Source organism: Massilia hydrophila, from assembly GCF_020208145.1.
GTDB lineage: Bacteria > Pseudomonadota > Gammaproteobacteria > Burkholderiales > Burkholderiaceae_D > Telluria > Telluria hydrophila.
Map to the genome: position 1 here is coordinate 902,437 of NZ_JAHYBX010000001.1, position 19,498 is coordinate 921,934.

Here is a 19,498-nt window from a genome sequence, read left to right on the forward strand (position 1 = left end):
CTCTCGAAGGACCATGAAAACCAGCTTTACCCATAATGAAATGCGGAGTTCAGGCGGGCTATCTGGCCATGTAAGCTTGTCGTATCAGGAACTCGTCTATTGCTTCGTATGCGCGCTGTCGAACCGCCTTGTCAGGATTAGGGAATCCACTATCCGACTGCCCTTTGGGGGTAAACATATGTCCAACATCGTCATAAACATGGAGTTCCGAGACGTTCCCGGCGGCTTTCATTCGCTCATGAAATTTCTTGACCGCTCTAAGAGGGGTGACTGTGTCGTCTCGGCCTGTAACGATAATGGTTGGTGGTAGCGATGGTCCCACATGTTCTGCCGGGGAGAAGTTCTCGGTCTTTGTACCAAGAGGGAACAAGGAACTGAAATGGCCGTCATCTACAACCGATACCGCTGGCGACACTAGCGCTAACAGACTTGGACGCTGATCGTCATCCTTTGCGAAAATCGCCGCCGATGCTGCGAGATGCGCGCCTGCGGACCAACCAAGCGCCGCCACGCGATCCGGGTCGAGACCGAGCGTCGTGGCGTTTGTACGTACCCACCTGATCGCAGCCATTGCATCGTCCACGGCGTCGGCAGGTGTAGCCGTTTTTTTGTCGGACAATCTGTACTGGGCAACAATTGTCACCAATCCTTTGCAGGCATAACGGTTGACAAGGCCAAACGCCCATGATGGATCACCCATTGTCCATCCACCCCCATGAAAAATCACAATCGCCGGCCGGGGCGTTTTGATGTGGTGGGGCGGTGAGAATACATGGACCTTAAGTGGGCCGGCCGCTGTTTGCCTAAAAGCGAACTCTGTCTCGGTCGGCGTGCATGGACTGGCCGAGTGCGCCTCAGGCAGCATGCAGATGAACACGGCTGCCACGACGACAACCCGAGCGATTTTATGCATTCTTGTCCCTAAAAAATAGTTTTTTACGGCTACTTTAACCTGCTTTCGTTATAAAGCGTTTCATCAATTTGCACAGACCTCGTTAGAAATATTGCAAGCGCTGGTTCCGTCACCGGACTGCATCACATGGCGGCATCGCGCCAAGCGCCCGGATTCATACCCGACCACTCGCGAAACGCGTGCGTAAAAGCGCTCTGCTCCTGGTAGCCGAGCAGGAAGGCGATGTCCGCCAGCGGCAAGCGGCGCTGGCGCAGGTAGGCCCGGGCCAGTTCGTAGCGGACGCCGTCCAGCACGTCCTGGAAGCTGCAACCATTGCCGGCCAGGCGGCGCTGCAGCGTGCGCGGCGCCATGCCGAGCCGCGCCGCCACCGCCGCTAGCCGCGCACCGCCCTGGGGCAGTACATCGAGCACCGCGGCGCGCACCTGGGCCGCCAGTCCGGTGCCGTCCTTGCCGCGCTCTTCCAGCAGGCGCTCGGCATGCTGGCGCAGTACCGGGTACAGGCTGGGGTCCGCGTTCGGCACCGGCGTCGCCAGCAGCGCGGCGTCGAAACGCGCCACGTTGGCCGGCGCACCGAAGCATGGCTGCACACCCAGCACGCGCAGGTATTCGCCTGGCTCGCCCCGGCCGGCATGGGTAAATGCGAGCGCGCGCGGCGCCAGGGGGCGACCGGCCAGCCAGCTGCCGAACACGCGGATGCCGGCGAACACGCTCTCGACCAGGTGGCGCGATGCGGCCGGATAGTGGCTGCTCCACGCGTACTGCGCCTCGGCCCCGTCCAGCGCCAGCCGCGAGCGGCCCAGGTCGTGCGCCAGCTGTTCGTAGCGCAGGGTCTGTTCCAGCGCCTGGCCGAAGTCGCGGCAGGCCATCAGGACCATCCCGTAGGCGGTGAAAGTGGCCGGGCGCACCCGCTCGCCCACGTGCAGGCCGAAGTGCGGGTCGGCGGCCAGGCGCGCGCCGGTGTCGAGCAGGGCCAGGTAGTCGCTCGCGGCCAGCGGCCCGGCCCCGAGCGTGGCGGTAGCCAGCCCGGCGCCGCGCGCCAGCTGCCCGGCGTCGATGCCGCGCGCGGCGGCCGCTTCGAGTAGCGGCTGCAGGTAGGCGGCGCTGACGGCGCCGTGCAGCCGGCCGCCGTCAAGACCGGCCGCTGGCGCATTCGAACAAGGCTGTGGCATGAAAGCGCAATACGGTTGAGGAAAGAGGTCCTATTCTGGCGCGAATGGCATGATCGAGTCCACAAGCAAAATCACGGGAGGGAGCGATGCGGCGCTGGAATGGCTGGGGAGACGAGGCGGTCGGGATGGCGCTGGACGACAACGCGCTGGCCTTCCTGGCGCGCCAGGTGGGAGCGGGCAGGGCGCCGCAGGACGTCAGCTTCGAGGCGGCCTGCGCGGGCCTGGCGCCGGGGCGGCTGCCGCCGCATCCGCTGGTCGACGCCAGCGCGCGCACCCGGCTGTTGCATGCGCTGGGCCAGAGCCTGCCCGACTGGCTGCGCCTGCGCTACGGACGCGTCGATACGGCGCCCGACGGCGTCGCGTTTCCCGAATCCGGGGAGCAGGTGCGCGACCTGTTCGCCTTCGCCGCTGCCCATGGCGCGGCCGTGATCCCCTACGGCGGCGGCACCAGCGTGGCCGGCCATCTTACCGTGCCCAATGGCGGGCGCCCGGTGCTGACGATCGCCATGGGCCGCATGCGCGCCATGCTCGCGCTCGACCCCGAGGCCCGGCTGGCGCGCTTCGGCGCCGGCGTCAGCGGCCCCGACCTGGAAGCCCAGCTGCGCGCGCACGGCTATACGCTGGGGCACTTTCCGCAATCCTTCGAATACTCGACCTTGGGCGGCTGGGTGGCGACCCGCTCCTCCGGCCAGCAGTCGCTGCGCTACGGGCGCATTGAAGGCCTGTTCGCGGGCGGACGCGTCGAGACGCCCCAGGGGCCGCTCGAGATCCCGACCTTTCCCGCCTCCAGCGCCGGCATCGACCTGCGCGAGATGGTGCTCGGCTCCGAAGGGCGGCTCGGTATCCTCACCGAGGCCACGGTGCGGGTCAGCCGGCTGCCCGAGGTCGAAGCCTTCCACGCCGTGTTCTTCCCCGGCTGGGATGCGGCGCTGGCGGCGGTGCGGGCGCTGGCCCAGGGCGGGCTGCCGCTGTCGATGCTGCGCCTGTCGAACGCGGTCGAGACCAGTACCATGCTGACCCTGGCGGGCCACACGCGCGCCGTGCGCCTGCTGGAAGCCTGGCTGGCGCTGCGCGGCTGCCGGGACGGCAAGTGCATGCTGCTGGTCGGCGCCAGCGGGGCACGCGCGCAGGCGCGGCCGGCCCTGCGCGCGGCGCTCGGGCTGGCGCGGCGCCACGGCGGCGTGCACGCGGGCCGCGGCCTGGGCGAGCGCTGGCGCCGCAAGCGCTTTCGCAGCGTCTACCTGCGCAACGCGGCCTGGGCGCATGGCTACGCGATCGACACGGTGGAGACGGCGCTCGACTGGCCACGCGTGACGCCGGCGATGCGGGCGATCGAGGCGGCGGCGGCTGCCGCCCTGCAGGGCTGGGGCGAACGGGTGCACGCCTACAGCCACCTGTCGCACCTGTACCCGCAAGGCGCCAGCGTGTATTCGACCTTCGTGTTCCGCCTGTCGGGCAGCTTCGAGACGGACCTGGCGCGCTGGCGCCGCCTGAAGGACGGCGTGTCGGATGCGATCGTCCAGGCAGGCGGCACCATCAGCCACCAGCACGGCGTCGGCCTCGACCACGCGCCCTGGCTCGGGCACGAGAAGGGCGCGCTCGGCCTGGGTGCGATGGCCGCCCTGTTCCGCCACTTCGATCCGGACGGGCGCATGAACCCGGGCAAGCTGGTGGCGCCATGACGCGCCCACGTTCCGGGCTGGACCTGCTGGTGGTCGGCGGCGGCATCACCGGCGCCGGCATCCTGCTGGAGGCGGCGCGCCGTGGCCTGAAGGCCCTGCTGGTCGAGCAGCGCGACTTCGCCTGGGGCACCTCGAGCCGCTCGTCCAAGCTGGTGCACGGCGGCCTGCGCTACCTGGCTGAGGGACGGTTGCGCCTGACGCGCGAATCGGTGCGCGAGCGCGAGGCGCTGCTGCGCGACGCGCCCGGCCTGGTCGAGCCGCAAGGCTTCGCCTTCCCCGACGCCGGCGGCGATCCGCGCCGCCGGCGCAGGCTGCTCGCCGGCCTGGCCGTGTACGACCTGCTTGCGGGCCGCCGCGAGCGCCACTGGTTCGATCCCGCCGAGTTCCAGATGCTGGCGCCGAACGTGCGCGGCGCGGGGCAGGTGGGCGGTGTCTGCTATACCGACGCCAGGACCGACGACGCGCGCCTGGTGCTGCGCGTGCTGGACGAGGCACGCCGCCATGGCGCCGAGGCGCGCAACTATGTGGCGCTGGGCGCGCTGCTGCGCGAGGGCGGCCGGGTGCGCGGCGCGCTGCTGCGCGACGCCCGCACCGGCGCGGCCAGCGAGGTGGCGGCGCGGGTCGTGGTGAACGCCACCGGGGCCTGGGCCTGCGCCACCGGCGGCCAGGTGCCGCTGGACGGCGCGCCGCGCCTGCGGCCGCTGCGCGGCAGCCACCTGGTGCTGCCGGCCTGGCGCCTGCCGCTGGCGCAGGCGGTGAGCCTGATGCATCCCGCCGACGGCCGGCCCGTGTTCGCTTTTCCATGGGAGGGCGTGACCCTGGCCGGCACCACCGACGTCGACCACCGCGAGGGCCTGGCGCACGAGGCGCGCATCACGCGCGCCGAATTCGACTACCTGATGGCGGCCCTGCGCGCCCAGTTTCCCCACCTGGGGTTGGCCGATGGCGACGTGCTGGCCACCTATGCGGGGGTGCGTCCCGTGCTCGACGGCGGCAGCCGCGGCGCGCCGTCGCGCGAGAACCGCGAGCACGTGGTGTGGGACGAGCCTGGCCTGGTCGCCGTCACCGGCGGCAAGCTCACCACCTTCCGCGTGATCGCGCGCGACGTGCTGCGCCGGGTCGCGCGCCAGCTCCCGGAATGGCAGGGCGGGCGGGCGGAGGCGGCGCCTTGCCCGCTGTTCGCGCCCTCCACCCAGCCGTCCGCGCCACACGTACGGCCCGGCGCGCCGGTGCTGCAGCGCCTGGCCGGACGCCACGGCCACCACGCGCAGGCCCTGGTCGATGCGGCCGGTCCCGGCGAGCTGGAAGCCGTGCCGGGCACCCTCACGCCCTGGGCCGAGCTGCGCTGGGCGGCGCGCCACGAGGCCGTGTTCCACCTGGAAGACCTGCTGCTGCGCCGCACCCGCCTCGGCCTGCAGCTGGCCGCCGGCGGCGCCGGCCAGCTGGCCCGCATCCGCGCCATCTGCCAGCCGGAACTCGGCTGGGACGATGCGCGCTGGGCCGCCGAGCAGGAGGCCTACCTGGCCTTGTGGGCGGCGCAGCACGGCATCCCGGCCGGGAGCACCCATGCATGAGCCGCTGATCCTCGCCATCGACAACGGCACGCAAAGTGTGCGGGCGCTGCTGTTCGACCTGCGCGGCGAGCTGGTGGCCAAGGCGCAGGTGCCGCTGCAGGACTACACCAGCCCCCATCCCGGCTGGGCCGAGCACGACCCGGAAGGCTTCTGGCGCGCCCTGTGCCTGGCCTGCCGCCGCCTGTGGGCGGAGCCCGGCGCCGACCGGGCCCGCATCGCTGGGGTTGCCGTCACCACCCAGCGCGGCACCGTCATCAACCTCGACCGCGCGGGGCGGCCGCTGCGTCCCGCCATCACCTGGCTCGACCAGCGCCGCACCGACGAGGTGCCGCCGGTCGGTGCGCTGTGGCGCGCCGCCTTCAAGCTGGCGCGGGTGGATGGCACGGTGAACTACTTCCGCGGCGAGGCCGAGATCAACTGGATCCGCGCCCACCAGCCGGAGGTCTGGCGCGCCACCGACAAGTTCCTGCTGCTGTCGGGCTACCTGAACTGGCGCCTGTGCGGCCGCTTCGCCGACTCGTCCGGCTCGCAGGTGGCCTACCTGCCATTCGACTACCGGCGCCGGCGCTGGGCCGGCCGGCGCGACTGGAAGTGGCAGGCGCTGGCGGTGGAGCCGCACATGCTGCCCGAGCTGGCCGAGCCGGGCGCGCGGCTGGGCGAGATCGGCGCCGCGGCGGCACGGGACACCGGCATTCCGCAGGGGCTGCCGCTACTGGCGGCGGCCGCCGACAAGGCCTGCGAGGTGCTGGGCGCCGGCTGCGCCGCGCCCCATGTCGGCTGCCTGAGCTACGGCACCACGGCCACCATCAACGCCACGACCACCCGCTACCTGGAGGCGACGCCCTTCGTGCCGCCCTATCCGGCGGCGCTGCCCGGCGCCTACAGCGTGGAAGTGCAGGTGTTCCGGGGCTACTGGATGGTCAACTGGTTCAAGGAGCAGTTCGGCCACCACGAGCAGGCGCGCGCCCTGCTGGAAGACGTGGCGCCGGAACGCCTGTTCGACGAGCTGGCGCGGGCGGTGCCGCCCGGCGCGATGGGGCTGATGCTGCAGCCCTACTGGACGCCCGGCATCCGGGTGCCGGGGCGCGAGGCCAAGGGCGCGATCATCGGCTTCGGCGACGTGCACACCCGGGCCCACGTGTACCGCGCGATCCTGGAAGGCCTGGCCTATGCGCTGCGCGAAGGGAAGGAGCGCATCGAACGCCGCGGCGGCGCGCGCATCACCGAGCTGCGCGTGTCGGGCGGCGGCTCCCAGAGCGACGTGGCAATGCAGCTCACCGCCGACATCTTCGGCCTGCCCACCGCCCGGCCGCACGTGCACGAGACCTCGGGCCTGGGCGCGGCGATCGATGCGGCGGTGGGACTCGGTTTGCATCCGGACTTCGACGCCGCGCTGCGCGCCATGACCCGGGTCGGGCGGGTGTTCGAGCCCGATGCGGCGAGCCAGGCCGTCTACGAGCGCCTGTACCGCGAGGTGTACCTGAAGATGTACCGCCGGCTGCGGCCGATGTACCGCGACATCGCGCGCATCACCGGCTACCCCCAGCGCGTGTGAGGTAAAGGCGCGCTCAGCGCGCCAGCGCGCGCTGCAGGGTTTCCCACGTATAGCCGCCCTCGACGGCCAGCACCCGGTTGCGTCCGGCCGCCTTGGCGTCGTACATGGCGCGGTCGGCGGCCAGGAACAGCGAGCGGATGTCGTCGAACAGGCTGGGCACGAAGCTGGCCGCGCCCACGCTGACGGTGACGAAGTCCGAGGTGGGCGAGCGCGGATTGGGCACGCGCAGGCGCTCGATGTCGGCGCGGATCGATTCGGCCAGCTTGGCCGCGCCGGCATGCGGCGTGTCCGGCAGTAGCAGCACGAATTCCTCGCCGCCGTAGCGCGCCGCCAGGTCGGTGGCGCGCAGGGCGTGCGCCTGCAGGGTGCTGGCCACGGCCTGCAGGCACTGGTCGCCGGCGGCGTGGCCCAGCAGGTCGTTGTACAGCTTGAAGTGGTCCACGTCCAGCACCAGCAGCGACAGCGGACGCGCGCTGCGCACCGCGCGCTGCCATTCGCGCTCGAGGCAGGTGTCGAACTGGCGCCGGTTGGCGATGCCGGTCAGCGGGTCGGCCAGGGCCGCGCGCTGCAGCGCGGTCTCGGACTGCTTGTGATGGGTGATGTCGTGCAGCAGGGCGACGTGGAGCTGCTCGCCCGAGGCCATCGCCGACAGGCTCAGGTCCATCGCGCGCAGGCCGCCGTCGGGCTGCTGGAGCAGTACCTCGCGGGTGCCGCGACAGCGCGCTTCGCCACTGCCACTGTCACGCTGGGCCTGCGGCGCATGCTTGCTGAAATAGGCCGTGTAGTCGGCAGCGGCGGTGCCGGCCAGCAGGGCGGCCAGCGGGCGGCCCGCCAGTTCGGCCTCGCGGTAGCCCAGGCAGCGCTCGGCGGCCGGGTTGGCGTACTGGATGCGGCCATCCGGGCCGAGCAGCAGCAGGCCTTCGTCCATCCCTTCGACGATCATGCTCAGGCGGCGCGCCTGCTGGGTATCGGAGCGGCTCGCCGAGCGGGCCTTGAGCTGGGCGCGCACCCGCGCACAGACTTCGAGCGGACGCAGCGGCTTGGCGATGTAGTCGGCGGCGCCCGCGTCGAAGCCCGCCACGATGTCGCCGGTGTCGGAGCAGGCGCTGACGAAGATCACCGGGATGTCGGCGGTGGCCGGGTTGTCCTTCAGGCGGCGGCAGGTCTGCAGGCCGTCCAGTCCGGGCAGGACGACATCGAGCAGGATCAGGTCGGGCTGGACCCGCTGCGCCAGGTCGAGCGCACGCTCGCCGGAGATCGCGACGAAGGTACGGTAGCCCTGGCCGCGCAGCATGTCGTGCAGCAGGCCCAGGCTGGCAGGCGCGTCGTCGACGACCAGGATCGCGGCCTGGGGCGGGAGCGCGGCGTCGGCGGCGGAACCTGCGCAAGGGCGCGCGGACTGGTATGCGGCGGGAGGCTCGGCGGCAGCCGCGAGCCCTGGAGCGGGGTGCTTCATACTGTAGCTGGATAAAACCGGGTTCAGGCCGAAGGTGACTGTCGGTGATCATACCTTGATCATCGAACCCTGCGGCAACTTGTGTTGCCGATTATCCACGAATGCTACAAATATCGTAGCGATGCCCGGGCTACGCACTGCGCGGCCCGGGCGGAGACTTACAGCATGTCCTTGATCAGCTTGCCGAGGATGGCGATGCCCTCGCGGATGCGTTCCGGCGGCACGGTCACGAAGGACAGGCGCAGGGTATTGGTTTCCGGTTCGTTGGCGTAGAATGGCGCGCCCGGCACGAAGGCCACGCGCGCGGCCAGCGACTGGTCCAGCAGCTTCATGGCGTCGATGCTCTTCGGCAGCGTGACCCAGATGAACATGCCGCCTTCCGGCCTGGTCCAGGTGACGCTGGCCGGGAAGTGTTCCTGCATCGCGTCCAGCATCACCTGGCACTGGTCGCCGTACAGCTTGCGGATGGTCGGGATGTGCTGGTCCAGGAAGCCATCCTTGACCACCTCGTGCACGACCATCTGGGTCAGCTGGGCGGTGTGCAGGTCGGCTGCCTGCTTGGCCAGCTCGAGGCGGCGCACCAGCGGCAGCGGGGCGCACACGTAGCCGAGGCGGATGCCCGGGGTCAGCACCTTCGAGAAGGAGCCCATGTAGATGACGCCGTCCGGGTTCATCGCGACCATCTTCGGCATCGGCTCGCCGCGGTAGGACAGGGTGCCGTAAGGGTCGTCTTCGATCAGCGGCAGGCCCAGGCGGGCGCAGGTCTCGACCAGCTCCTGGCGGCGTTCGAGCGACAGCGTGCGGCCGGTCGGGTTCTGGAAGTTCGGCAGCGCGTACAGCAGGCGCGCGCCTTGCGCCACGCCTTCGATCGAGGACGGCACCAGGCCATGGTCGTCCGTCACGACGGACTTGAATTCAGGACGGTAGACCGAGAAGGCCTGCAGGGCGCCCAGGTAGCTCGGGGTCTCGACCAGCACCCGGCTGCCTTCGTCGATCAGCACCTTGCCCAGCAGGTCGAGGGCCTGCTGCGAGCCGGAGGTCATCAGGATCTGTTCCGGCAGGATGCGGCTGCCTTCCGTGGACAGCGAATTGGCGATCCATTCCCGCAGCGGGGCGTAGCCATCGGTCGGGCCATACTGCAGCGCGACCTTGCCGGTCTCGCTCAGGACCTTGTCATACGCTTCTTTCATGCGCTCGACCGGGAAGGTGGCCGGCGAAGGCAGGCCGCCCGCGAAGGAGATGATCTCCGGACGCTGGGTGATCTTCAGGATTTCGCGGATGAACGAGCTTTGCAGCTGCTGGGCGCGCTCCGAGAACTGCCACTGGATGGGATGGGGATTGTCGATTTTCATACTGGTCTCACAGGAAGGGCCGCACGGGTAGTGCCGGGCCATTATAAAGCACGCCGGTAGGCTGCTTCAGGGAAGGACCGGGCCGGGTAGGCCCAGCCCGCAAGCGGTATTGCGGCTTTACCCGCCCTCAGGCGACTTCGGCGATCAGTTCGATCTCGACGCAGGTGCCGCGCGGCAGCGAGGCGACGCCGAAGGCCGAGCGGGCATGCTTGCCGGCTTCGCCGAACACGTCGCCGATCAGCTCCGAGCAGCCGTTGGTGACCAGGTGCTGCTCGTTGAAGTCCGGGGTCGAGGCGACCAGGCTCATCACCTTGACGATGCGCTTGACGCGGTTCAGGTCGCCGCCGACGGCTTCCTGCAGGGTGCCCATCAGGTCGATGGCGACCGAGCGCGCCGCAAGCTGGCCGTCGGCGGTGGTCTTGTCCTTGCCCAGGATGCCGGCGATCGGCGAGCCGTCGGGATTCTTGGCGATGTGGCCCGACAGGAAGACCAGGTTGCCGGTCTGTACGTACATGACGTAGGCGGCGGCCGGGGTGGCCGGCGCGGCCAGGGTGATGTTCAGTTCCTTCAGTTTGTCGTAGACGGACATGCTAGTTCCAGGTTGCAGTGGATGAAACCGGTATTGTACGACTTGCCCGCCGCCCTGCCCATCCTTGCGTGTTGCGGCCTGCCGGCCGCTTCAGCGGGACGGCGCCGGGCGGCTGGCGATGCGCTGCGCCAGCGCGTCATGCAGGTCTTCGCCCGACTGGCCGGCCGCGCGGATCGCCGCCAGGATCGCACTGGCATCGCGGCCGCCCGGACGGGAAGCCTCGGCCAGGCCCCAGGTGCGCGCCGCCCGGCTGCCGCTGCGGCAATAGATCATCAGCTTGCCGGGACTGGCCGCCAGCGCCGCTCCGAGGCGCTCGACCGCCTCGTCGGGAATCGCGCCGGGACGTACCGGGATGTAGCGAAAGCCCAGGCCCTGGGCCGCGGCGGCGGCCGCCATGGTGCCCGAGGAAGGCTGGTCCGGGCCTTCGCCGTCCGGGCGCAGGGCGATGATGGCGGTATAGCCTTGCGCCTTCAGCCCGGCCAGGTCGGCTTCGCGCAGCTGGCCGGCGACGGCGATGCCGGGCGCGATCTCGGCGCTGCGCACTGATTCGGCCGCGGCTGGAGCGGCTGGAGCGGCAGGCGCGGCGGCGGCCGGGACACTGGCGCCGAGCAGGCTGCCGGCGAACAGGAAAGTGATGAAAGAAAATTTCATTTTTGCACTCCAAACGTTAGAAAATTTCCAAGAGATAAAACTCTTGAATTATCTGTACTCATCCCAATCTCGCAGCAGTCTAGCAACCAACCCACCCATGAGGAAATAAAATGGCAGTCGCCGAAAAAGAAACCCTTGGCTTCCAGGCAGAAGTAAAACAGCTGCTGCAACTGATGATCCACTCCTTGTACTCGAACAAGGAAATCTTCCTGCGCGAACTGATCTCGAATGCTTCCGACGCGGCCGACAAGCTGCGCTTCGAGGCGATCAACAACGACGCCCTGTACGGCAACGACCACGAACTGAAGATCCGGGTCAGCTTCGACAAGGAAGCGCGCACCATCACCATATCCGACAACGGCATCGGCATGAGCCGCGAGGAAGTCATCTCGCACCTGGGTACCATCGCCAAGTCGGGCACCAAGGAATTCTTCAGCAAGCTGTCGGGCGACCAGCAGCAGGATGCGGCCCTGATCGGCCAGTTCGGCGTGGGCTTCTACTCGGCCTTCATCGTGGCCGACCGCGTCATCGTCAATACCCGCCGCGCCGGCGCCTTCGCCTCCGAAGGCGTGCGCTGGGAATCGACCGGCGAGGGCGACTACAGCCTCGAATCGATCGAGAAGGCCGGCCGCGGCACCGACGTGATCCTGCACCTGCGCGCCGGCGAGGAAGAGCTGCTCTCGTCCTGGAAGCTGAAATCCATCATCCGCAAGTATTCCGACCACATCTCGCTGCCGATCGTGATGCAGAAGGAGGAGTGGGACGAAGAGAAGAAGGCCACCGTCCTGAAGGACGAGCTCGAGACCGTGAACCAGGCCAGCGCGCTGTGGGCCCGCTCGAAATCGGACATCACCGAGGAGCAGTACAACGAGTTCTACAAGCACGTCTCGCACGACTTCCAGGATCCGCTGGCCTACACCCACAACCGGGTCGAGGGCCGCAGCGAATACACGCAGCTGCTGTATGTGCCGGCCCATGCCCCGTTCGACCTGTGGGACCGTAACAAGCGCGCCGGCATCAAGCTGTACGTGAAGCGCGTGTTCATCATGGACGATGCCGAGCAGCTGATGCCGACCTACCTGCGCTTCATCAAGGGCGTGATCGATTCAAGCGACCTGCCGCTGAACGTCTCGCGCGAGATCCTGCAGGAGTCGCGCGACGTGAAGGTGATCCGCGAAGGCTCGACCAAGCGCGTGCTGGGCATGCTGGAAGAGATGGCGAACTCGGAAGAGCAGGCCGGCAAGGACAAGTACGCGAGCTTCTGGAAGGAGTTCGGCCAGGTGCTGAAGGAAGGCATCGGCGAGGACGCGGCCAACAAGGACCGCATCGCCAAGCTGCTGCGCTTTGCCTCGACCGCGGGCGAGTCCGACGCCCAGACCGTCTCCTTCGGCGACTACGTCGGCCGCATGAAGGAAGGCCAGGACAAGATCTACTACGTCACCGCCGACAGCTACACCGCCGCGAAGAACAGCCCGCACCTCGAGATCTTCCGCAAGAAGGGCGTCGAAGTGCTCCTGATGACGGACCGCGTCGACGAATGGATGCTGTCCTTCCTCTCCGAGTTCGAGGGCAAGGAACTGGTCTCGGTGGCCAAGGGCGGCCTCGACCTGGGCGCGCTGGAAGACGAAGCCGAGAAGAAGGAGCACGCCGAGACGGAAGCCGGCTACAAGGATCTGGTCGAGAAGATGAAGGGCGCACTTGGCGACAAGGCCAAGGACGTGCGCGTCACCTTCCGCCTGACCGATTCGCCGGCCTGCCTGGTCGCAGACGAGAACGAATTGTCGGGCAACCTGCTGCGCATGCTGAAGGCGGCCGGCCAGAACGCGCCGGAATCGAAGCCGATCCTGGAAATCAACCCGAACCACCCGCTGGTACAGCGCCTCAAGTACGAGGACGCGGAAGGCGGACGCTTCGGCGACTGGTCGCACATCCTGTTCGACCAGGCCATGCTGGCCGAGGGCGGCAGCCTGAGCGACCCGGCCAGTTTCGTGAGGCGCCTGAACGAGATGCTGCTGGCGGCGAAGTAAGCGCTGCACCTGTCATGCGAACCGGGGCCCGTGCCCCGGTTTTTTTTCGTCTTGGTCGCGGCATGGGCACGCGCAGGTCGCCGTGGCGCTGGCGTGGTTTGAACGCGTGGGCGGCGTTGCATGTACGGCCCGGCAAATGGCGAAGGTGGAGCCGCCCACCCTACGGCTGGGTGCGTAGGGTGGGCGGCTCCATCGCGCATCTGGCGTCGCCCGCTTCCCGTGCGCCGCCCGCGCGTTCAATTCCCGCCCGCAGTCCCGGGCGTATCATCGATTCCAACGGCCCTCACAGGTGGCGCGTCTCCGCTGGCGGGCGTACCCACTCGTCGTTCCTTCCATCCAGGTAGCGCACCGGCGCCGCCACCAGTTCCTCCACCGGCAGATCGTCCAGGCTGGCCAGCACCACCGCATGGAAAGGCCCGAGCGCCGCCGAGCTGCCGGTCGAGAAGGTGTTGATGCCGCATTCCCCGCAAAAATAATGCGCGTCCTGGCGCGTATGGAAGCGGTACTCGCGCAGGCGCTCGCCCCCGGCCAGCAGGCGAAACGCGCCGGATGGCACCTGCACCGCCCAGAAGCGCATCTTGCTGCAGATCGTGCAGTTGCACTTGATGGTGCCGGCCTTGATGTCGATATCGGCTTCGAAACGTACGCTGCCGCAGTGGCAGCTGCCATGGTAGGTCTTCATGCTATTCCTGGGTAAACATGTGCGGCTCAACGATACCGCAAGCCGGGCCGCCGCGGCGGGAAAGTCGACCTGCCTCGCATGAAACGCGTCCCGGCCCGCCCGCCCGGCGCGCCGGCAGGCTATGATCGGCCAGCCGGCGGGAACACCCGCCATCAACCAGGGAGACAGGAATGCCCACGATCGGACAGCTCATCACGCTGGCCGGCGCGCTCGCCGCGGCGAGCGCGCCGGCGCACGCCGCCGAGGAACTGCTGGCAGGCCGGGTCCAGAAAGTCATCCAGCAGCCGAGCGGCGCGGACGGCTGCCCGCCGCCCTGCGGACCGGCGGAAACGCTGCCCGACGGCCGGGTGCGCATCTGCGCCAGCAACGCGGGCGGCTGCGAAGCCATGGAACTCAAGGTCGAACGCGACTTCCTCGGCGGACGCGCGAAGGGCAGCGCCTGGCACGTCGGCAAGCGTGTCGGCGAATGGGGGCCGGCCTTCCCGGTGACGGGCCAGCCCATCGTCGTGTATGACGACGGTACCCGGCTGCGCTGGACCCCGGCCGTGCTGCGCGACGGCCAGGTGCTGGTCCACCCCGAGCGCTTCGTGAGCACGCTGCAGGCGGTGCAGCGCGCGTGGTTCGGCGACGACGCCAGCGGCATGGTGCCGGTGGAGCAGGTGCTGCCCAGGCTCCGTTCCGGAAACTGAGCTCAGGAAGCGCCGGACGCACGCGCCGCGGCGAAGTCGTGTGCGTCGATCGCGTACACCGAGACTGCCTGCCCATGCCACTGCTCTTCGCCCCGGTAGCACATGCCGAGGCGCTGCATCACCCGGCGCGAATCGGTGTTCTCCGGGTGGCAGATCGCCGCCAGCGAAGGCGCCTGCAGGCTGTCGAAGGCGAAGGCCGCCATGCGGCGCGCCGCTTCGCTTGCATAGCCGCGCCCCCAGCGGTCCGGGCGCAGGCGCCAGCCGATCTCGTGCTCGTTGGCAGGATCATGCCCCAGGTGCTGGATGCAGCCGGCTCCGACCAGTTCTCCCGTGTCGGGTTCGATGAAGCTCCACCAGGAATGGCCGAAGCGGCGCCAGCGCTCTTCCACGCGCGCGATCATGGCCGTGGTTTCTTCCGGCGTCTCGGGCCGGCCGCCGATGTAGCGCTGCACCAGCGGGTCGGCGTTCAGTACGCGCAGCCCGTCGTAGTGGGCAGGGCATATCGGTTCCAGGCGCAGGCGCGCGGTGTGCAGCACCGTCATGGGGCATGTCCGATCTGGCGGCAGAAGGCCTGCAGCATGGTTTCGCCCTCGGGCCAGGGGCCGTGGCCCGATTCCGTGTTGACGTGGCCGGCGGCGCCGATCCGCAGCAGCCCGCTGCCCCAGGCGCGGGCGAAGCCGACGGCCCGCTGTTCCGAGACGTGCGGGTCGTCGGCGCTGGCGAGCACCACGCTCGGGAAGGGCAGGGGCGCCAGCGGCACCGGCGCAAAGCCGTTGGCGGGCACCGGGTAGGCGGGCGACTCGACGTCGGCCGGCGCCACCAGGAAGGCGCCAGCCACCTTCAGCGGCGAGCCGCTGGCGGCCCAGTGCACGGCCAGCATGCAGCCCAGGCTGTGCGCGACCAGGACCGGCGCGCCCTTGCAGGCGCCGATCGCGGCGTCGAGTTCGGCCACCCACTCGTCGCGCGCCGGGCAGTTCCAGTCACGGTGTTCGGCCCGCGCCCACGACGGATGACGGCGCTGCCACTGGCTCTGCCAGTGATCGGGCCCGGAATTCCACAGGCCCGCCAGGATCAATACCTCAGACTGCATGCTGCCTCCTTTCGGGAAAGGTTCAGGAACGCTGCCGGGACGCCGGCACGCGGCGCTTCAGGTGCCCGGCCCGCCGGCCGGCGTCGGCGGCCGGGCGCTGCCGCCTGGCGCCAGCAGGCGCGCAAAGGCGGCGCGGTACAGGTCGCGCCGGCCTTCGGTGAGGGTGCCGAGCACGAAGGTGGTGGCGGCGATCGTCGCGCCCAGCAGCAACAGGTCGCCGGGGGCGCCGCGCCGGTGCGGGTAGAATGCCAGCCACAGGCCGATCACCACCGAATGCGACAGGTAGAGGGTGAAGGTATGCCCGGCCAGCAGCCGGAGCGGACGCGCGATGCGTGCCAGCGCGCCGAAGCGGGCGTCGCGCGCGCAGGCGAAATTCACCAGTACCAGCAGGGCCAGCACCCAGTCGGCCAGGTAGCGGTCGGCGCTGCCCAGCGGCAGCGCGGGGAAGGGCCACCAGGCGCCCCCCGCCGCGCGCAGGGCTTCTTCCACGCCGAAGCCGACCCAGGCCGCGAACAGCAGCACGCTGGCCAGCCAGCCGAGGCGGGCAACCCCCGGCCGCATCCAGGGTGCACGGTAGGCACGCTGCAGCCAAGCGCCGGCCAGCCATACCGGTAGCAGCAGCCACATCTTGTAGCCCATGAAGGCCAGCGCCAGCCCCACCAGCAGCAGCCGGCGGCGGCCACGTACATACCAGGCCAGCCCGAACAGCAGGTAGTACCAGGCCTCGTAGCACAGCGACCAGTAGGGCAGCAGCAGCGGCGGGGTTTCGGACAAGGTCCAGTGCTGGCCCAGGAACAGCAGGTGGAAGGGCAGGTAGAGGTAGAGCTGGTCGAGCACGTAGCCGCTCTCCGCGCCGCGGCCGGCCAGGGCGCGCACGGCAAACGCGCCGGCCAGGGCCAGCAGCAGCACCGGCAGCGCCACCGAGTACAGGCGCGACAGGCGCGCCAGCGCGTAGTCGCGCGCCGACGGCTGGCGCCCGTCCACCGTGGCCGCGATCACGTAGCCGGACAGGACGAAGAACACGATCACCGCCTCGCGTCCCATGGCCGGGAGCAGGCCCCAGGCATGGGGCGCGATCAGGCCGAAGAACTCGACATGGGCCAGCACGACCATGACCGCGGCGGCGAAGCGAGTCAGGTCGAGGTAGAGGGAAAACGCGTTCCCGAGGGCCGGTGGCGGCGCTGGCATGGTCTCTTTCGGCGCATGGCGACGATGCGATCATACCGCGCCGCGGCCCTACAGTGCGGTGCGCAGCGCGAACAGTTCCGGGAACAGCACCACGTCGAGCATCTTGCGCAGGTAGCTGGCGCCGGCGGTGCCGCCGGTGCCCTGCTTGAAGCCGATGATGCGCTCGACCGTCGTCACGTGGCGGAAGCGCCAGAAGCGGAAGGCCGTCTCCAGGTCGACCAGCTTCTCGGCCAGTTCGTACAGGGCCCAGTGGCGCTCGGTATCGCCATACACGCCGAGCCAGGCCGCCTTGACGCTCGCGTCGGCCTGGGTCGGGCCGGTGCGGCCAGGGGCCAGGCGTTCGGGCGCGATCGCGAAGCCGCTGCGCGCCAGCAGCATCACCGCCTCGTCGTACACCGAAGGCGCATGCAGTTCGCGTTCGAGGATGGCGTGCGCCTCGGGCGATTTCTCGTGCACCGCCAGCAGGTTCGGGTTCTTGTTCCCCAGGATGAATTCGAGCTGGCGGTACTGGAAGGACTGGAAGCCCGAGGACGCGCCCAGGTAGGGGCGGATCGCCGTGTACTCGGGCGGCGTCATGGTGGCCAGCACGTCCCAGGCGTGCACCAGCTGGTCCATGATGCGCGCCACCCGCGCCAGCATCTTGAAGGCCGGCGCCAGCTTGCCCTCGCGCACATGGCCGCGCACCGCCTGCAATTCGTGCAGCATCAGCTTGATCCACAGTTCGCTGGTCTGGTGCTGGATGATGAACAGCATTTCGTTGTGGTTGGGCGAGAGCGGATGCTGGGCCGACAGGATCTGGTCCAGGCCCAGGTAGTCGCCGTAGCTCATCGACTCCTTGAAGTCCAGCTTGGCGCCGTGCCACTGCGGCGCGCCCTTGGTTTCGTCGTTCATGGTGTTCCGTTCGTTCGGCTAGGTGACGGCGCTGCGCTCGGCGCGGATGTCGTAGGCTTGGCTGTCGAGGATGTCCTTCAGGATGGCGACCGCGTCCCACACGTCGGCGAAGCTGGTGTAGAGCGGGGTGAAGCCGAAGCGCATGATGGCCGGTTCGCGGTAGTCGCCGATCACCCCGCGCCCGATCAGGGCCTGCATCACCGCGTAGCCGTGCGGGTGGGTGAAGCTGGCCTGGCTGCCGCGCCGTGCGTGCTCGCGCGGCGTCACCAGGCCGAGCGGATGGCCGGCGCAGTGCGACTCGACCAGTTCGATGAACAGGTCGGTCAGGGCCAGCGACTTGGCGCGGATCGCGTCCATGCTGGTTTCCTCGAACACCTCCAGCCCGCATTCGACCAGGGCCAGCGACACCACCGGCTGGGTGCCGCACAGGGCGCGGCCGATCCCCTCGCAGGCGGCGAAGCCATGCGCCATCGCGAACGGCTGCGCGTGGCTCCACCAGCCCGTGAGCGGGTGCGCGAAGGCGGCCTGGTGGCGGCGCGGTACCCAGATGAAGGCCGGCGCACCGGGGCCGCCGTTCAGGTATTTATAGGTGCAGCCCACCGCGAAGTCGGCCTCGGCCCCGTGCAGGTCGAGCGGCACCGCGCCGGCCGAATGGGCCAGGTCCCAGACCGCGAGCGCGCCGCGGGCATGCGCGAGGCGGGTCAGGCCGGCCATGTCGTGCTGGTAGCCGGTGCGGTAGTTGACGTGGGTGAGCATCAGCACCGCGCAGTTGGCGTCCACCGCGTCCGCCAGTTCCTCCACCGCGTCGACCAGGCGCACGCGGTAGCCGCGCCCCAGCCACTGGGCCAGGCCTTCGGCCATGTAGATATCGGTCGGGAAGTTGCTGCGCTCGGTGACGATGGTGCGGCGCGCGGCCGTCTGCGGATCCGGGCTGGCGGCCTGGATCTGCAGTGCGGCGGCGAGCGCCTTGAACAGGTTGAGCGAGGTGCTGTCGGTGACGACCACTTCGCCCGCCTGGGCGCCGACCAGGGGCGCCAGGCGGTCGCCGAGTCGCTTGGGCAGGTCGAACCAGCCGGCGCTATTCCAGCTCTTGATCAGGTCCTGGCCCCATTCCTGCGCCACCACTTCCTGGGCGCGCGCCAGCGCGGCCTTGGGGCGGGCGCCGAGCGAATTCCCGTCCAGGTAGATGATGCCGGGCGGCAGTTCGAAGCGCGCGCGCAGGGCGCGCAGCGGATCCCGGGCGTCGCGCGCCAGGCAGTCGGCGCGGGTGAGGGTGCTGGTGGTGGTCATGCGTTTTCCTTCCGGGGCGGGGCGGGCGGCAGCTGGCGCAGGATGGCGCGCACCGGGCTGGCATCCATGCCGGCGAATTTCAGGGGCAGGGCGAGCAGTTCGTAGTCGCCCTCGGGGATGTCGTCCAGCACGATGCCCTCGAGGATGGCCATGCCGGCCGCGCGCACCGCATGGTGGGCGTCCAGGGTCTTGGAGTCCTGCGGGTCGAGCGACGGGGCGTCGGTGCCCACCAGCTGCACGCCGTGGCGCGCCAGCAGGGCGATCGCGGCCGGGGTGACGGCGGGAAAGGCCGGGTCCCAGGCGTCCTGCGGGGCGCTGGCATAGGTGCGCAGCAGCACCCGTGCCGGCACCCCGTCGAGCCGGCCTTCCAGGTGGCGCGGTTCGACAAACGCCGCGCCCACGCAATCGATCACGCGGCAGGGGCCGAGGTAGGGACGCAGGTCGACCTGGTCGATGGTCCTGCCGGCCGGGTCGTAGTGGCTGGGCGCGTCGGTATGGGCGCCCAGGTGGGTCGTCATCGTCATGCGGCTGACGCGGACCGGGCAGCCGTCCCGGATCTCCCAGGTGGGGGCGGCCTCGAATGGGGTGTCGCCCGGCCATACCGGGATGCCGCTGCGGATGGTCGGACTGATGTCCCAGATGCGTAATGATTCCATGGGCGCCTTTGACTGGTTGAGGCTTGAAGCATTTCCAAGTGCGG

General features: G+C 69.5%; 18 protein-coding genes. 5 read left to right on the forward strand and 13 right to left on the reverse strand.

Annotated features, from left to right (window positions below):
- Positions 1-58: 58 nt before the first annotated feature.
- Together LE190_RS04125 and LE190_RS04130 are read right to left on the reverse strand one after the other, a co-directional pair.
- Positions 59-913, reverse strand: coding sequence for an alpha/beta hydrolase (locus LE190_RS04125; RefSeq protein WP_225237508.1), 855 nt, complete (start codon positions 911-913; stop codon positions 59-61).
- Positions 914-1,035: 122 nt separating this feature from the next.
- Positions 1,036-2,082: an AraC family transcriptional regulator gene (locus LE190_RS04130; protein WP_225237509.1), complete on the reverse strand. Its 1,047-nt coding sequence runs from the start codon at positions 2,080-2,082 to the stop codon at positions 1,036-1,038.
- Positions 2,083-2,168: 86 nt separating this feature from the next.
- Between LE190_RS04130 and LE190_RS04135 the strand changes: the two genes are divergently transcribed.
- From LE190_RS04135 to LE190_RS04145, 3 genes are read left to right on the forward strand one after another with little or no spacing between them, the layout of a single operon-like run.
- Complete coding sequence (locus LE190_RS04135; RefSeq protein WP_225237510.1) at positions 2,169-3,764, forward strand: FAD-binding oxidoreductase; 1,596 nt, start codon at positions 2,169-2,171, stop codon at positions 3,762-3,764.
- Positions 3,761-5,338: a glycerol-3-phosphate dehydrogenase/oxidase gene (locus tag LE190_RS04140; RefSeq protein ID WP_225237511.1), complete on the forward strand. Its 1,578-nt coding sequence runs from the start codon at positions 3,761-3,763 to the stop codon at positions 5,336-5,338. The genes LE190_RS04135 and LE190_RS04140 overlap by 4 nt, the downstream gene beginning before the upstream one ends.
- On the forward strand, positions 5,331-6,893 hold the full coding sequence (locus LE190_RS04145; protein WP_225237512.1) for an FGGY-family carbohydrate kinase: 1,563 nt from the start codon (positions 5,331-5,333) through the stop codon (positions 6,891-6,893). The genes LE190_RS04140 and LE190_RS04145 overlap by 8 nt, the downstream gene beginning before the upstream one ends.
- 13 nt (positions 6,894-6,906) lie before the next feature.
- On the opposite strand, the gene LE190_RS04150 is transcribed toward LE190_RS04145, so the two are convergent.
- From LE190_RS04150 to LE190_RS04165, 4 genes are all read right to left on the reverse strand, one after another.
- Entirely contained in the window at positions 6,907-8,349 is a 1,443-nt protein-coding gene (locus tag LE190_RS04150) for a diguanylate cyclase (RefSeq protein WP_225237513.1), read from the reverse strand.
- Positions 8,350-8,507: 158 nt separating this feature from the next.
- Positions 8,508-9,701 carry an aminotransferase-like domain-containing protein gene (locus LE190_RS04155; RefSeq protein WP_225237514.1) on the reverse strand — a complete coding sequence of 398 codons (1,194 nt, stop codon included), beginning with the start codon at positions 9,699-9,701 and terminating at the stop codon, positions 8,508-8,510.
- 127 nt (positions 9,702-9,828) lie between these two features.
- Entirely contained in the window at positions 9,829-10,290 is a 462-nt protein-coding gene (locus tag LE190_RS04160) for a RidA family protein (RefSeq protein ID WP_225237515.1), read from the reverse strand.
- 90 nt (positions 10,291-10,380) lie between these two features.
- Positions 10,381-10,941 carry a protein tyrosine phosphatase family protein gene (locus LE190_RS04165; protein ID WP_225237516.1) on the reverse strand — a complete coding sequence of 187 codons (561 nt, stop codon included), beginning with the start codon at positions 10,939-10,941 and terminating at the stop codon, positions 10,381-10,383.
- A 110-nt stretch (positions 10,942-11,051) separates the two neighbouring features.
- Between LE190_RS04165 and htpG the strand changes: the two genes are divergently transcribed.
- Entirely contained in the window at positions 11,052-12,968 is a 1,917-nt protein-coding gene (htpG, locus tag LE190_RS04170) for a molecular chaperone HtpG (protein WP_225237517.1), read from the forward strand.
- Between the two features lie 283 nt (positions 12,969-13,251).
- On the opposite strand, the gene LE190_RS04175 is transcribed toward htpG, so the two are convergent.
- Positions 13,252-13,650, reverse strand: a complete 399-nt coding sequence (locus LE190_RS04175; RefSeq protein WP_225237518.1) for a GFA family protein — start codon at positions 13,648-13,650, stop codon at positions 13,252-13,254.
- A 170-nt stretch (positions 13,651-13,820) separates the two neighbouring features.
- Here LE190_RS04175 and LE190_RS04180 point away from each other — a divergent pair, with 170 nt between their 5' ends.
- A complete protein-coding gene (locus LE190_RS04180; RefSeq protein WP_225237519.1) occupies positions 13,821-14,339 on the forward strand; it encodes a hypothetical protein in 519 nt (172 codons plus the stop codon).
- Between the two features lie 2 nt (positions 14,340-14,341).
- Here LE190_RS04180 and LE190_RS04185 read toward each other — a convergent pair whose 3' ends face one another.
- The 6 genes from LE190_RS04185 to kynB are packed head-to-tail and all read right to left on the reverse strand — an operon-like array spanning position 14,342 to position 19,454.
- Positions 14,342-14,881: a GNAT family N-acetyltransferase gene (locus LE190_RS04185; protein ID WP_225237520.1), complete on the reverse strand. Its 540-nt coding sequence runs from the start codon at positions 14,879-14,881 to the stop codon at positions 14,342-14,344.
- The gene (locus tag LE190_RS04190; RefSeq protein ID WP_225237521.1) at positions 14,878-15,429 is read right to left on the reverse strand and encodes an RBBP9/YdeN family alpha/beta hydrolase; all 552 of its coding nucleotides are present in this window, start codon (positions 15,427-15,429) and stop codon (positions 14,878-14,880) included. The genes LE190_RS04185 and LE190_RS04190 overlap by 4 nt, the downstream gene beginning before the upstream one ends.
- Before the next feature lie 57 nt (positions 15,430-15,486).
- On the reverse strand, positions 15,487-16,617 hold the full coding sequence (locus LE190_RS04195; protein WP_225237522.1) for an acyltransferase family protein: 1,131 nt from the start codon (positions 16,615-16,617) through the stop codon (positions 15,487-15,489).
- Between the two features lie 48 nt (positions 16,618-16,665).
- Positions 16,666-17,508 (reverse strand): tryptophan 2,3-dioxygenase, encoded by an 843-nt coding sequence (gene kynA / locus LE190_RS04200; RefSeq protein ID WP_225237523.1) that lies wholly within the window; start codon positions 17,506-17,508, stop codon positions 16,666-16,668.
- 18 nt (positions 17,509-17,526) lie between these two features.
- The gene (gene kynU / locus LE190_RS04205; RefSeq protein WP_225237524.1) at positions 17,527-18,798 is read right to left on the reverse strand and encodes a kynureninase; all 1,272 of its coding nucleotides are present in this window, start codon (positions 18,796-18,798) and stop codon (positions 17,527-17,529) included.
- Positions 18,795-19,454, reverse strand: coding sequence for an arylformamidase (gene kynB, locus LE190_RS04210; protein WP_225237525.1), 660 nt, complete (start codon positions 19,452-19,454; stop codon positions 18,795-18,797). Before kynB ends, kynU begins: the two co-directional genes overlap by 4 nt.
- Between the last annotated feature and the right edge of the window lie 44 nt (positions 19,455-19,498).